The organism is Nonomuraea sp. NPDC049607 (genome assembly GCF_040675375.1).
Classification (GTDB): domain Bacteria; phylum Actinomycetota; class Actinomycetes; order Streptosporangiales; family Streptosporangiaceae; genus Nonomuraea.
On record NZ_JBFAOV010000013.1, the window covers coordinates 1 to 13591 of the forward strand.

Consider the following 13591-nt stretch of genomic DNA (forward strand, 5'->3'; position numbering starts at 1 on the left):
CCCCTGAGGTCCGCCCAGGACGCCGAAGAGGGTGGCCACCCCGTGACAGGCGAACAGCAGACCCGTCACGAAACGATAGAAAGCCAGGAACAGACTCTGCCGTTCGAGCGGCGTGTCCATCGGGACGTTGTTTCTGACTCTGTCCATGACGCCGCCCAGGCGTCCTGGCCGGGCCGGCGAGTGTTCACGTTCCGTAGTCATACCGGTCTGTTCTCCCGAACGAAGATCAGAAGACATGAGAGCACTCACGTCAGCATCAAGAGTTCGGCATCTCTCCGGCAACCATGAACCACCCACGAGAGAGAGGGACGACTGCCCGTACACATCGCCAACCGGCCCTTATCGTCCGGCGCCCATGAAGCCGCAGCTTCCGGTCGCTCAGCGGCTGAGTCCGTCCGGGGTGAGGTCGAGCAGACGCTCGGCCTGCTCGCGCCCGCAAGACTTCCGCCCTCACCATCGGGCGACTGCGACAGATCGTCCTCGGCACCGGGTGGCGGCACGCCGTGCGATGAGGCCACTCTCCTGTCGGCGAAGGTTCGCAAGTTCGTCAGGCGCGGTTGGCTCCCCCGATCCACGTACGCGTCACGCTCAAGGGATGCTCGACCACGAGGGCGAAGCGATGCGCCTGACCGTGCTCGGCTGCCGGGCGGGCATGCCTTCGCACGGAGTGGCCAGTTCCGGCTATCTGGTCACCACTGCCGGAACCAGGCTGCTGCTCGACTGCGGGCCCGGAACAGCCACCGCCCTCAGCGGCGTCACCCGCCCGGACGACCTGAGCGGTATCGTGATCAGCCATCTGCACATCGACCACTGCTATGACCTGCTGCCGCTGGGCCGCAGGATCCCGTCCGGTCAGCTCACCGCCCACGACACCGACGTGCGGCCGCTGGCCATCCCGCTCCACGTGCCCGCCGGCGGCCGGGACCTGCTGCACAGCCTGGCCGGGCTGTTCTCGCCGTCGGCGGCAGGGGCCGCCCAGCTCATGCTCACCCACCTGCCCCATCGCGACGCAATCTGGTACGAGACTCTCAAGGCCGAGGCCGAACTGCACTTCGACGGACCGGTCCACCTTGCAACCCCGGGCCTGGAATTCGACCTCGCCTGATACAGGGCAACATCCCGATGCCGGCTTCCCACCTGAAGGGGTCAGGGCCGCCAAGCGCGCCGTCAACGATCTCACGCTGCCCGACCCCGCCCAAGTGCGCTCCGACGCCGCCACGTTCCAGAGGCTCATCGCCCTCCCGGACACCCGTAAACGCCTCGACCATCTGACCGACCGGGGTCTGCAAACACCTTGCGAGACCAAATACGATCTCGGCAGAGTGGTCGCGGAGTTCCCCCTGACTGACCTCTGCCTTCACAGCTGACGCCCAGTTCCGAGGGGAATCCGCCCCCCGTATCGGCCTCCGACGCTGTTCCGGGTCGTCGAGAACTTCTGACGGCACGCTCGATGCGCGGCATGCGGGGAACGGGCTCACGCTCCCAGGGCATCCTTCAACTGCCTGCGCGAGGTTATGTCGAGCTTCCTGAACACCTTGCGCAGGTGATACTCCACGGTGCTCGCGCTGAGGAACAGTTCGGCGGCGATCTCCTGGTTGGTACCACCTCCCGCAGCGAGTTGCGCCACTCGCAACTCCTGCGGGGTGAGGACGCGGACGGTGCTGAGGTCACGGGTGCGGGCGTGCTCGCCGGTGGCGGCCAGCTCGATGCGGGCTCGTTCGGCGAAGGCGGCCGCTCCCATGTCTGCGAACAGCTCGTGGGCGGCCCGCAACTGCTGCCTGGCCTCGCTCCTGCGGTGGCGGCGCCGCAGCCACTCGGCGCGTTCGCCGACGCCTCCACCTGGAACCCCGTCATCACCCGCCTGCAGACGCTCGGTTTCCCGTGCTGGCCCCGGCCAACCGCTGCGTGATCTGGCCGCGGATTCGGCCTACGTCTCCAGCGTCCTGGACACCATCACCGGCCCGGTCATCCTGGTCGGCCACTCCTACGGCGGAGCGGTCCTCACCAACGCCGCCCGCGGGCACGCAGACATCAAGGCGCTGGTCTACCTCGCGGCCTTCGCCCCCGACCAAGGCGAAAGCGCCTACCAGCTCACCGGCCAGTTTCCCGGCAGCAAACTCTCCGAATCGATCCTCGCCCGGCCCTACCCGGGCGGAGTCGACGGCTACGTCGACCCCGCCAAGTTCCGCGACGTCTTCGCCGCCGACCTGCCCGCCTCCCAAGCGCGAGTGCTGGCAGCCGCCCAGCGACCCGCCAACGTCGCCGGGCTCCAGGGCCCCAGCGGCGCCCCAGCTTGGAAGGACATCCCGTCATGGTTCCTGATCGCGGGGGCCGACCACACCATCCCGCCCACGGCCCAGCGCTTCATGGCCAAACGCGCCGGTAGCCACACCGTCGAGCTCCGCCGTTCCTCCCACCTCGTCATGCTCTCCAACCCGGACGCCGCCACCGCGCTGATCCTGGCCGCCCATACGGCAACGCGTGCATGACCTCGCCCATCCAGCAGCCGCGCCGTTTCAGCCACCGGCGCGGGGCGCCACAGGCTGCGGTGAAGGTCACCGGCCATCGACCGCCTCGCTCGTGATGTAGTTCGGCCGCTGGTGTTGAGATCGATCGATTCTCAACACCAGCGGCGCGAGGCTCCGGACCTCTCTTCGGGGCCATCACGGGCTGTTGTGAAACGTGTTGAGAAGTCTTGGCGTGCAACAAGTCGGCGAGCACCCTTTCCGTACGCTTGGTCACCCAGGCCGCCTACGGCCGCGACTGCCCGGCCTCCCTGGCCAGCCGCTCGCGGTGACCGTCCACTACGCTGCCCCCGGCGGCGGGTCGTGGTGAACGCCACGGGCAAGCACCTCGCGCTCCCTGAAGGCCCGCTACTCGAGGGGTCCCTCAGCGGAAGACCGGCTGGCGGCCGAGCCCCCTCGGCCCCGTCGGGGCCCTGATCGGCTACGCCCGCGTCTCCACCCGAGACTAGCTCCTGGACCGCCAGCTCACCGCGCTCACCACGGCAGGCTGTCTGCGCATCTTCGCCGACAAACAGTCCGGCAGGAACGCCGAACGCGAGGAACTGCGGAAAGCGCACGACCGTGATCGTTCATCACGACTCCGGCTGTCCCCGACGAGGCGGCTCGGCAACACCCGTGGGTTACCCGGGCGCGAACGAACGCTTTTCCGGGTCAGGCTGGAGGCATGATCAACGAACTGCCTGGTCCCACGCTCACGCAGGTGTTCCGCCTGCACGCAGTGCTGGGCGCTCCTGTCGATCTCGGATACAGCGGACGCCTGATCGTGCCGCTGATCGGCGGCCGGTTCACCGGCCCGGAACTCCACGGCAATCTGGTCGTCGAGGGCAGCACCGACCGGTGGGAGACGCTCCCGGACGGAACCATTCGGGGCCACCTGCGCTGCACGCTGCGTACCGACGGAGGCGATCTGCTCGACGTCCACTCGCATGGGATCACCCAGGTCGGCCCGGCTGACGGCCCGCTGATCCGCGCCATCACCCGGCTGCAGGCCGCCACGCCGCATCTCGACTGGGTCAATCAGGGCGTGTTCATCAGCGTCAGTCTCTACCGGGGCGACGGTATGACCTTGGAGACATATCTGGTGTCGTGAGTTGACCGCATACTTCATGGATGACGGGCAGCTCTGGGACCAACTCGCTTCTACTGGGCCGTCAGGCCGAGTGCGCCGCCATCAACGCTCTGTTGGAGCGCGCTCGCGACGGGCATGGATCGGTTCTGGTCCTGCGGGGCGAGACGGGTGTGGGGAAGACGGCGTTGCTGGAGTACGGCGCCGGCCGCGCTGCCGCCTTCCGGCTCGCCCGGGTGGCGGGCGTGGAGTCGGAGTCGGAGCTGATGGGCGCCGGCCTGCAGCAACTGCTCGGGGCGTCGCTGATCGAGGGGGCTCAGCGCCTGCCCTGCTCGCAGCGCGATGCCCTCCGCGTCACGTTGGGGCTGCAGGACGGTCCGGCGGCTGACCGGTTCCTGGTCGGGCTCGCCGTTCTCGGCGTGCTGAGCGAGCTGGCCGATGAGCGGCCGCTGCTGGTCGTGGTCGATGACGCGCAGTGGCTGGACGCGGTCTCGGCTCAGGTCCTCGCCTTCGTCGCCCGGCGGCTGGCCGCCGAGCGGGTGGCGATGCTGTTCTCGGTGCGCGAGCCGGGCCAGGAGGACAAGCTCGACGGGCTGCCTGCCCTGCCCGTGGAAGGGCTCGGCGACCACGACGCCCGCCGGTTGCTGGGCTCGGTGATCCCGGGCGGCCTGGACGGGCAGGTGCGCGACCGGATCGTGGCCGAGACGCGCGGCAACCCCCTGGCCCTGCTCGAACTACCTCGCACGATGACACCGGCGGAGCTGGCGGGCGGGTTCGGGCTGCCCGACGCCCGCATGCTGTCCGGACGCATCCAGCACAGCTTCGTGCGGCGCGTCGAGGCGCTGCCCGGCGACACCCGCCTGCTGCTGTTCACCGCGGCCGCCGAACCGGTCGGCGACATGCTGGTGCTGATGCGCGCGCTGGAGCACCTGGGCATCGCTATCGGCGCCGCCGCGCCCGCCGAGTCGGCTGGCCTGATCGATCTCGGCCCGCGGGTCGTCTTCCGCCACCCCCTGGTCAGGACCGCCGCCTACCGGGCCTCGCCACCTGAGGTGCGTCGTCGCGGGCACGGGGCGCTGGCCAAGGCCACCGACCCGGAAGCCGACCCGGATCGGCGCGCTTGGCATCGCGCGCACGCGACGGCGGCGCCTGATGAGGACGTCGCGGCTGAGCTGGAGCGTCGTGCCGTCCGCGCGCAGGCTCGCGCCGGCGCCGAGGCGGCGGCAGCTTTTCTGGAGCGGGCGGCCGAGCTGACGCCCGATCAGCGGACGCGCGGAGTACGGGCCCTGGCCGCCGCCCAGGCCAAGCTGGACGCGGGCGCTCTCGGCGCGGCCGAGGCCCTGCTCGCGCTGGCGGCGATCGCCCCGCTGGGGGAGGCCGACCGGGCGCGGCTGGAGCGGGTGCGCGCCCACATCGCGTTCGCGCGCACCCGGGGCAGCGACACGCCCATCCTGCTCAGCGGGGCGGCCAGGCAGCTCGAAGTCGTCGATCCCGAGCTGGCGCGCGAGACACATCTGGAGGCGATGTGGGCGCTGATGCGCAGCGGCCGGTTCGGTCGTCCCGACGGCGTTCTGAGCGCCGCCGAGGCCGCGCTGGCGCCGGTCCGCGATCACCCGGTGCGGGCCGTCGACCAGTTCCTCGACGTGCTCGTGACCCGGGCCACCCACCAGTACGTGCAGGTGCTGCCCTCGGTGGCGCGGGCGATCGCGACCTTCCAGCGTGAGGGTTTCCGCCGTGACAACATCGCCTGGTGCTGGCTGGCCTGCCAGCTGGCCATGGACGTCTGGGACGACGACGCCTGCGCGGCCATGGCCGGCGGCCTGGCCGAGACGGCCCGCGAGCGCGGCCTGCTCACCGTCCTGCCGTTCGCGCTGAACTACTCCGCCGCCCACCAGTTGTTCGCGGGCCGCTTCGACCTCGCCCAGCAGCTCGTCCAGGAAGCCGACGCGATCACCCAAGCGACGCGCAACGTCGCCGTCGCTGACTTCTCCATCCTGCTCGCCGCCTGGCAAGGCGAGCGGGAGCGCACGCTCGACCTGCGTGAGCGCATCCTCGCCGCGGCCACGGCCCGTGGCGAGGGCTTCGCCGTGGAGGCGGCCGAGTGGGCCGCCGCGACCCTGCACCTGGGCTACGGCGAGTACGGCCCTGCCACCGAGGCCGCCCAGCGCGCCGCCGAGCCCGACGGGATCGGGTTCACCGTGTGGGTGCTTCCCGAGCTGATCGAGGCAGCCGTCCGCTCCGGTGACGCGGACACCGCGCACCAGGCGTTCGAGCGGCTGGAGGAACGCTCGTCGACCAGCGAAACGCCGTGGGCACGCGGCATCGAGACCCGTTCCCGGGCGTTGCTGAGCCAGGACGGCACGGCCGAGGAGCTGTACCGGGAGTCGATCGAGCACCTGGCCCGCTCCCGCGTCACCGTCCACCACGCCAGGGCTCAGCTGATCTACGGCGAGTGGCTGCGCAGGCAGAACCGCAGGATCGACGCACGTACCCAGCTCAGGGCCGCTTTGTCCGCCTTCGACGCCATGGGGGCGCGGGCGTTCGCCCGGCGTGCGGAACGGGAGCTGCTGGCGACCGGGGAGACGGTCCATAAGCGCAGCGAGGGCCCGGGCGTGGGGTTGACCCCCCAGGAGGCGCAGATCGCGCGGCTGGCCGGTGATGGGCACACCAACCCGGAGATCGCCGCCCTCCTGTTCGTCAGCCACCGCACCGTCGAATGGCACCTGCGCAAGGTGTTCACCAAGCTCGACGTCACCTCACGCAAGGACCTGGCGCAAGCACTGCGAATGGTGAGCACGTGATGGACGAACCCGCCGCCCGCGGTCACTGACGGCCTGACCTGCACCGAATCCATCACCCCAGTAGACGGCCAGTGGACGGGCCAGGGGTCACAAGGGCAGGGCCAGGGGGTGTCACGGGCGCGAGAGGCGGCAACCGCGCGCGATCGTGAACACATCACCCCCTAGGGCGCCCCGATGAGCGGGGCCCTATCCCGCCAGGGAGAAGAGATGTCCCTCACCGCCGCTTCCCCGTCCCCCCGCAGAAGCGTCACCGTCCTGTTCGCCGCCGCGGCCGCCGTGGGTGCTCTCATCGTCGCCTCTCCCAGCGCCCAGGCGCAGGGCAACTGCTACCACTACGGCTACGCCGGGTACGCGCAGCTGTTCACCGGCTACAACTTCGACGGCGACTGCTACGAGGTGCAGCTCAACACCGGCCGGCACGCGATCCCCGCCTACGCGGCCCGGAAGGTCTCCTCGGTCAGGAGCTGGGGCTGGTACGGCACCGAGACCGTGGAGCTGTCCGACTCCTACTACGGCGGCGTCGCCCGCATCGCCGCCGGCCAATGGGTCACCAACCTGGGCAACATGGACGACAAGGCCGACGGCGTCGAGTTCCGCTGAACCCGATAGACCCGGCCACCTGCCCCCACCGGTCCGAAGACCTCACCACCATAGTTACTTACAGCGTTCAGTCCACTACTAGTAGTGATAACGGCGTACACCTACCACCGCTACGTCCAAGCAGCCTCCGTCGCAGCTACGGAGGAACCAAGAAGGGAACATTCTCATGTGGAACCTCCGCAAGGCCCTGACCGCGACCCTCACGGCCCTCCTCCTGGGCGTCGGGATCACCGGCGTCACAGCCCAGTCGGCCGCCGCGGCCACCGGCACGTGGAAGCTGTGCGACGACTGGAACATGTGGGAGATCACCCGCGCCTGCCTGACCGGCACCAACACCAACCCGCCCAGGGTGCCCGACCTGCGCGCCTGGGCCTACAACGACGCCATCTCCTCCATCAAGACCAACTCGGTCGCCATCGAGGCCTGGACGAACGTCAACTTCCAGGGCACCTACGGCTACTTCGCCCCCAACTCCGTGTGGAACGCCCTGGACTACCCCTACGACAACTCCATCAGCTCCATCTCCTACCCCGGAGCCTGACGCCTCCCGGCGGGGGGTGGACGCCCCTCCACCCCCCGCAGCCCCCCGCAGCCCCTGCAACTCCCCAGCAACGATGAACGGAGGTGCGCCATGGCGGCCAAGCTGCGCACACCAGTCCGGATGTTCGCCTCGACAGCCCTGTCCGTCCTCACCATCGTCGGCTGCTCCTCCGTACGGCCCGCGACACCCACCGCCACGGGTGTGTCAGCTCAGCAGATGGTGCACCTGCTCCAGACCCAGCTCCCCCCGGGAGAGTTCTCCGGCCAACATGGGCAGGGTGTGAGCGCCCAGCCCGGCCCCGCCCCCTCCGCGCAGTTGCTCTTCCAGGCGGGCGGGAGAAGGGCGACCGTGACGGTGAAGCTCAACAGATGGCCGGTCCCGGTCCCCGTGCAGTACGCGCAGTGCCCCGACACCGCCTACCACCCCTACAGCCATTGCACCCGGACCCGCCTGGCCGGCGGCGCCACCCTCGTCCAGGACCGATCCCCGCGTCAGGAGGAGCATCCTTCGGCAGGTCAGCTCCTGACCGCCCTGCTCACCTACGCCGACGGCCGGCAGGTCCTCGCCTCCCAAGCCGGCAGCTCGGCCCTTCCGCTGACGACTGAACAGCTCGCGGCGGTGGCATCCTCGCCGCGGTGGCACCGGGTCCTGGCGGCGATGCCCGCTCCGGCGGCCGCTGCCCGCAACGGCTCGGTCGCCCGGCTGAGCGCACCGCAGATCAGCCGCATCATCGAGCGGCTGCTGCCGAAAGGGCTGCGCGCCGGGCAACCCGGCGGCGCGGACGGCTTCGGCCACCTCACCGTCGACGACGGCCACGGCAAGAGCCTGGTCGCGGTCAACGTCCAGCAATGGAAGCCCGGCGACCCGGCCATGACGCAGCTGTTCGGCAAGGCCGCCACCCTGTCCGACGGCACCCGCGTCGGCATGCGGCGGGGCCCCGCACAACGCGGCGGAGCGGGCGCGGTCGAATGGACCGTCGACACCCTGCGCGCGGACGGCCTGCGCGTGGTGATCTCAGCGGTCAACGCGGCCGCCTACCGGCTACCCGCCGGCCGTCGCGCCCCGGCCCTCACGTTGGAACAACTCCGGCAGATCGCCCTCGATGCGGCCTGGCGACAGGCCAACGGCTGACCCCCTCCTGAGTACCTGCCGGTCGCGGATCACTGAAGGGATGCCTGGCCATGACGTATCGGACTCTGCGCCTCACACACACCGGCGATGGCGTGCTGGGCGTGGTGATGGACGCGCCCCCGATGAACCTGATCGGCCCCGAGCTCGTCCGCGATCTGGCGAACCTGGTCGGCGAGCTGGAAACAGGTCAAGCCATCCGGGTCGTGGTCCTGGAAAGCGCCGACCCCGACTACTTCGTCCCGCACGTCGACCTGACCAAGGTCGCCGACTACACCGCCGAGGCCGCCAAGGCAGGCGGTCCGGGCGACGCCTCGCTCGGCATGCTGTGGTACCGGCTCAGCGAGCTGCCGGTCGTGACGATCGCGAAGATCCGCGGCCGGGCGCGTGGGGCGGGCAGCGAACTGGCTCTGGCGTGCGACATGCGCTTCGCCGCCCGCGAGAACGCCGTCCTCGGGCAGATCGAGGTCGGCACCGGCGCGCCTCCCGGAGCCGGAGGCATGCAGCATCTCGCCCGGCTGCTGGGCCGGGGGCGGGCGATGGAGGCGATCCTCGGCGCCGATGACTTCGACGCCGACACGGCGGAGCGGTATGGCTGGATCAACCGGGCGTTGCCCGATGCCGAGCTCGACGCCTTCGTCTCCAGGCTCGCCCGGCGTATCGCCTCGTTCCCGGTCGAAGGGGTTCGTACGGCGAAGCGAGTGCTCAACGGGCTGACCCTGCCCGCCGCCGACGCCGTCCGGGCGGATGCGATCCGGTTCCGCGATCTGGTCGCCGCCGACGCCACCCAGGCCCGGGTGAGGGCCCTGTTCGCGCGGGGACTGCAGACTCGCGGCCCACTCGAACTCGACCTGGGAGAACGCCTCGGCGACCTGTGAAGGAGAGGGCGGCGAGCGACCGCCGCCTGCTCCCCGCGGCTCAGCGCAGGGTGAGCCCGCTGCCCTCGTGGACGGCGCGGAGACCGCGTTCGACCGTTTCGTCGTTCTCGCCGACCGGGGCGACGTAGTCGAGGACCGCGCGGGCGGCGTCCTCGCCGAGGGTGCGGGTGATCACCCAGGTGGCCAGGTACTGGGACGCCAGGCACCCGCCCGCCGTCGCGATGTTCCCCTCCGCGTGGAAGGGCGCGTCCAGCACGGTGACGCCGCAGGCTTCGACGAACGGCCGGCTGGTTCTGTCCGCGCAGGCCGGCATGTGCTCCAGCAGGCCCAGACGGGCCAGCACCAGCGCCCCCGAACACTGCGAACCGATCAGCTGCCGGGCGGGGTCGAGCGGAAGCATGGACAGCAGCCGATCGTCGGCGACCACGTCGCGGGTCTTCACGCCGCTCCCGATGAGCACGACCTCGGCTTCGCTCACGAACTCCATCGGACGCTGCCCGGTCACCGGCACGCCGTTCATCGACGTGACCACCGGCGTGGGCGTCGTGATGAACGCTTCCAGCCCGTCGGCCCGGCATCGGTTGATCAGCGCCGAGGCGATGAAGCTGTCGAGCTCGTTGAACCCGTCGAACGTGACCACCGCTACCCGCATGACATCTCCTTCGGACAGGTCTTCGGAATCGGCGACAGGCGCTGCGCACGTTCAGCGTCCTGCGGCCGTGCCAAGCTGAGCACATCCTCCCCCGGAACGGCCACCTGGCGCCAAGGCCCGCCCGCGCCCGCGTCGAACGTCAGGCGGACGCCTCAGGGCCCGCGCTTCAGAGCAGAGCGCGCAGGACGGGTTGAAGGGCTCGGTGGAAGGTCGGGTAGGCGAAGTGCATCTCGGCCAGCGTCGCGATCGGGGCATGCGCGTGGATCGCCGTCACGAGCGCGGCCAGCACCTCACCACCCGCGCTGCCGTCAGCGACATGGAGGTCTACGCCGACGCCGTCGCGGCCCAGATCGCAGACCTCGACGAATACGTACTGGTCGGCGACTCCTACGGCGCGAACATCGCGCTGGCGCTGGCCGTCCGCCGACCGGCCGGGCTGCGCGGACTGGTGTCGACCGGCTGGTCGCCGCCGGCCTGGTCAAGCGCGAGGTGGCAACCCACGATCGCCGCCACATCGAGTTGTCGCTCATCCCGGACGGAGCCCGGCTCGGCCAGGAGATCACCAAGATCGAGGACGATCTCTACCGGTCGATCGACGCCGCGGCCGAAGGGCGCGATCTGGAGCAGCTCTTCGGGTTTCTCCGGGCCTTCGTCGCCGATCTGCCCGCAGGGCAAGCCCTGGCCCGCCGCACCAGTCCTTGACCCCCGGTCCGTCGGCGCGCATGGACCAGCTAATTCGCTTGAAGATCCCAGATGACGATGTCCCGGCCAGGCCCCGCCCTTTGTCCCCTGGACCCACTCGACCACTCAACGTGTGGCAACCGAGGAGGCCGGCTACGCCCGCTGCTCCGCCCTCACCCAGGAACTGCAGTCGCAGCTGGACGCGCTGGGCCGCACGCGGTATCCCACGGGAGAAGATCTTCCAAGAAGATCTCGACCCGGCTGAAGGTGCGCCCGCAGTTTGAGGCGGCCCTCGCGCCGGCCCGGCAGATCGAGGCGCGCGCCCCGCACTGCCGGGCCATCCTGAGCTCGACCTCACCGAACGCGGCGCCTCGATCCTGCGCTACAAGGGATCCGACGGACGCCTCGCGCCTCGATGCGACACCTGGACGAGAACCTGGCGGCCGACGACATGCCCGCCCACTCCTTCGACTGGATCGAGAAGCTCTCACCCGGCCAGATCGTCGCCCTCGACATCGACCTGTTCCCGATCGGCATGTCCTTCCAGCCGGGCGAACGACTGCGCTTCGTCGTCAGCGGCCGGCACCTGCTCGGCCCGATGATGCCGGCGCTGGTGGAGTACATCCCGACCAACAAGGGACTCCATGTCATCCACACCGGCGGGGAGCACGCCTCCTACCTGCAGCTGCCCGTCCAGGCGCGATAGCGGCGCCCTTCAGCAGCCGGGCGGTGGGGTCGCCCCACTTGCGCAGGCCCGGCACGAACACCTCGTGGCGACGTAGTCGATCACCTCGGTGGGAACGTCCTCGGGATCGTCCAGGAAGCAGTTCAAGAACCGTGCGGTGCCCAGTTGCACGGCCAAGCCGAGCTGGCTGCGCGCGTCCTTGGCGGCCATCGCCCGGTGCCGGTCATCGGCATCGAGATGGCAGAAGGCGCTCAACTGGGCGATGTCGGGCACGGCGTTGAAGACACCATATCGGCTGCGTTGCTCCGTGGTGAGAAAACTGACCGGCATGAGGGCCTCCCCAGGCATGCGAGGGGCACCGCCCGCCTCGCGCAGCGCGGGGGCGCCCCTCGGAAATCAGCAGCGGTCAGATCAGATGATCACCGTGACCGATTACGCGGTGAATTGTGTGAGTGCCACGCCGGTCTTGATCACCGTCGTCCAGCTCATGACTGGCCGGATCAGGTCCCCGCCGTTCGTTGGGCACATCGCGGGTGTCGCAGCCGGGTGTGTGTCACCCATCCGGTACGCGGATGGCTCCGAAGCTGTTGTGGCTGGTGCTGTGCCGGTCGAGGCAGGAGGGGCTGTATGGGAGCGCGTGACCGGTCGCCGGTGGGTGAGGACCGCCTGGGCGGCTCCCCGCCGGGTTTGGAGGAGTTGTTGCAGGCGGTCGGCAGGGGTGATCGCGGGGCGTTCGAGCGGTTGTATGAGGTGCTGGCGCCGCGCGTGTTCGGGCTGGTGCTGCGGGTGCTGCGGGATCGGGCGCACAGTGAGGAGGTGGCCCAGGAGGTGCTGGTGGAGGTGTGGCGTAGCGCCGCCCGCTTCGAGCCGGCCAAGGGGTCGGTGCTGGCGTGGGTGCTGACCATCGCGCATCGGCGTGCGATCGACCGGGTGCGGTCGGCGCAGGCGGGCACCGACCGGGAGGAGCGGGCCGCGAGGCTGGAGCCGCACCGATCCTTTGATGAGGTGTCGGAGCTGGTGGTGGGCCGGTTGGAGGGCGAGCGGCTGCGCCGCTGCCTGGGCAATCTCACCGAGATGCAGCGCGAGTCGGTCACCTTCGCCTATTACGGCGGCTACTCCTATCGGGAGGTCGCCGAGCTGGTCAAGGCGCCGTTGGGGACGGTCAAGACACGGATGCGCGATGGGCTGATCCGGCTGCGCGACTGCCTGGGGGTGGAGCGATGAAGGCACGAGAGGGCGGGTTCGACCCGCACACCCTGGCGGGTGCGTACGCGCTGGATGCCATCGACGACGAGGGTGAGCGGCGTCGTTTTGAACGGCATCTGGCTGTGTGCGCCGAGTGCGCGCGGGAGACGGCGACGCTCGGCGAGACTGCCGCGCGCCTGGGCGTGGCGGTGGCGGCCGAGCCGCCGCCAGGTCTGCGGGAGCGGGTGCTGGCTGAGATCGATCAGGTGCGTCAGCTGCCGCCGGCGGTCGCGTCGGCATCACGTGCGATGCGGGTGTGGCGGGTGGCGTGGCGGCCCTGGCTGGCGGCGGTGAGCGTGGCGGCGGCGCTGGCTGTGGTGGCTGGGCTGGGTGTGACGACGGTGCAGGCTCGTCAGGAACTGGAGCAGGCCCGGCGTGCCGAGCAGCGGATCGCCGCGGTGCTGGGCGCCGATGACGCCCGGGCCGTCACTGCCCCGGCCACGGTGCCGTCGGCCGGGGGCGGGCGTGGGCGCGGCACGCTGGTGCTGTCGCGCTCACAGGGCTCGCTGGTGTTCTGGGCGGCCGGGCTGGGTGATCCGCCGGCGGGCCGGGTCTACCAGCTGTGGCAGCTTGCGCCGGGGCGGATCACCTCCGCCGGGCTGCTTGCCTCCAGCGGCTCCGGCGGCACCGTGCCGGTGGTGAGTGCTCTAGGGGCTGATGTGGGGCAGGTGGGAGTGACGGTGGAGCCGGCCAGCGGCTCGCGGCAGCCGACCACCACGCCGTTGCTGCTGGTGGACGTGCCCACTGCCTGACTCCTCCCGCCGTCGGGAAACCGGCACCCATCCGTTT

15 protein-coding genes are annotated in these 13591 nt (G+C 70.4%); 12 read left to right on the forward strand and 3 right to left on the reverse strand.

What is annotated here, in order from left to right; translation table 11 throughout:
* The first annotated feature begins 595 nt into the window (after nucleotides 1-595).
* Entirely contained in the window at nucleotides 596-1105 is a 510-nt protein-coding gene (locus AB0J97_RS24900; RefSeq protein WP_364092367.1) for an MBL fold metallo-hydrolase, read from the forward strand.
* Between the two features lie 369 nt (nucleotides 1106-1474).
* Here AB0J97_RS24900 and AB0J97_RS24905 read toward each other — a convergent pair whose 3' ends face one another.
* The gene (locus AB0J97_RS24905; RefSeq protein ID WP_364092369.1) at nucleotides 1475-1741 is read right to left on the reverse strand and encodes a helix-turn-helix transcriptional regulator; all 267 of its coding nucleotides are present in this window, start codon (nucleotides 1739-1741) and stop codon (nucleotides 1475-1477) included.
* Between AB0J97_RS24905 and AB0J97_RS24910 the strand changes: the two genes are divergently transcribed.
* The 7 genes from AB0J97_RS24910 to AB0J97_RS24940 all read left to right on the forward strand — a co-directional run bounded on the left by AB0J97_RS24910 (nucleotide 1740) and on the right by AB0J97_RS24940 (nucleotide 9539).
* Nucleotides 1740-2489 carry an alpha/beta hydrolase gene (locus AB0J97_RS24910; RefSeq protein WP_364092371.1) on the forward strand — a complete coding sequence of 250 codons (750 nt, stop codon included), beginning with the start codon at nucleotides 1740-1742 and terminating at the stop codon, nucleotides 2487-2489. The genes AB0J97_RS24905 and AB0J97_RS24910 overlap by 2 nt on opposite strands.
* Nucleotides 2490-3189: 700 nt before the next feature.
* Nucleotides 3190-3615: a DUF3237 domain-containing protein gene (locus AB0J97_RS24915; RefSeq protein ID WP_364092373.1), complete on the forward strand. Its 426-nt coding sequence runs from the start codon at nucleotides 3190-3192 to the stop codon at nucleotides 3613-3615.
* Nucleotides 3616-3635: 20 nt separating this feature from the next.
* Entirely contained in the window at nucleotides 3636-6392 is a 2757-nt protein-coding gene (locus AB0J97_RS24920; RefSeq protein WP_364092374.1) for an AAA family ATPase, read from the forward strand.
* Between the two features lie 207 nt (nucleotides 6393-6599).
* Entirely contained in the window at nucleotides 6600-6992 is a 393-nt protein-coding gene (locus AB0J97_RS24925; RefSeq protein ID WP_364092376.1) for a hypothetical protein, read from the forward strand.
* 166 nt (nucleotides 6993-7158) lie between these two features.
* On the forward strand, nucleotides 7159-7533 hold the full coding sequence (locus tag AB0J97_RS24930) for a hypothetical protein (RefSeq protein ID WP_364092378.1): 375 nt from the start codon (nucleotides 7159-7161) through the stop codon (nucleotides 7531-7533).
* A 90-nt stretch (nucleotides 7534-7623) separates the two neighbouring features.
* The gene (locus tag AB0J97_RS24935) at nucleotides 7624-8664 is read left to right on the forward strand and encodes a hypothetical protein (protein ID WP_364092380.1); all 1041 of its coding nucleotides are present in this window, start codon (nucleotides 7624-7626) and stop codon (nucleotides 8662-8664) included.
* A gap of 50 nt (nucleotides 8665-8714) precedes the next feature.
* Nucleotides 8715-9539 (forward strand): enoyl-CoA hydratase/isomerase family protein, encoded by an 825-nt coding sequence (locus AB0J97_RS24940; RefSeq protein WP_364092382.1) that lies wholly within the window; start codon nucleotides 8715-8717, stop codon nucleotides 9537-9539.
* Nucleotides 9540-9579: 40 nt separating this feature from the next.
* Here AB0J97_RS24940 and AB0J97_RS24945 read toward each other — a convergent pair whose 3' ends face one another.
* Nucleotides 9580-10191 (reverse strand): hypothetical protein, encoded by a 612-nt coding sequence (locus tag AB0J97_RS24945; RefSeq protein WP_364092384.1) that lies wholly within the window; start codon nucleotides 10189-10191, stop codon nucleotides 9580-9582.
* Between the two features lie 489 nt (nucleotides 10192-10680).
* On the opposite strand from AB0J97_RS24945, the gene AB0J97_RS24950 reads away from it, so the two are divergent.
* Both AB0J97_RS24950 and AB0J97_RS24955 read left to right on the forward strand, forming a co-directional pair.
* Nucleotides 10681-10893 carry a hypothetical protein gene (locus AB0J97_RS24950; protein ID WP_364092385.1) on the forward strand — a complete coding sequence of 71 codons (213 nt, stop codon included), beginning with the start codon at nucleotides 10681-10683 and terminating at the stop codon, nucleotides 10891-10893.
* 394 nt (nucleotides 10894-11287) lie between these two features.
* Nucleotides 11288-11578 carry a CocE/NonD family hydrolase C-terminal non-catalytic domain-containing protein gene (locus AB0J97_RS24955; RefSeq protein WP_364092387.1) on the forward strand — a complete coding sequence of 97 codons (291 nt, stop codon included), beginning with the start codon at nucleotides 11288-11290 and terminating at the stop codon, nucleotides 11576-11578.
* Nucleotides 11579-11587: 9 nt separating this feature from the next.
* Here AB0J97_RS24955 and AB0J97_RS24960 read toward each other — a convergent pair whose 3' ends face one another.
* Complete coding sequence (locus tag AB0J97_RS24960; RefSeq protein ID WP_364092389.1) at nucleotides 11588-11887, reverse strand: DUF4158 domain-containing protein; 300 nt, start codon at nucleotides 11885-11887, stop codon at nucleotides 11588-11590.
* A gap of 297 nt (nucleotides 11888-12184) precedes the next feature.
* Between AB0J97_RS24960 and sigK the strand changes: the two genes are divergently transcribed.
* Both sigK and AB0J97_RS24970 read left to right on the forward strand, forming a co-directional pair.
* Complete coding sequence (sigK, locus tag AB0J97_RS24965; protein ID WP_364092391.1) at nucleotides 12185-12781, forward strand: ECF RNA polymerase sigma factor SigK; 597 nt, start codon at nucleotides 12185-12187, stop codon at nucleotides 12779-12781.
* A complete protein-coding gene (locus AB0J97_RS24970; RefSeq protein WP_364092393.1) occupies nucleotides 12778-13554 on the forward strand; it encodes an anti-sigma factor in 777 nt (258 codons plus the stop codon). Before sigK ends, AB0J97_RS24970 begins: the two co-directional genes overlap by 4 nt.
* Nucleotides 13555-13591 lie beyond the last annotated feature (37 nt).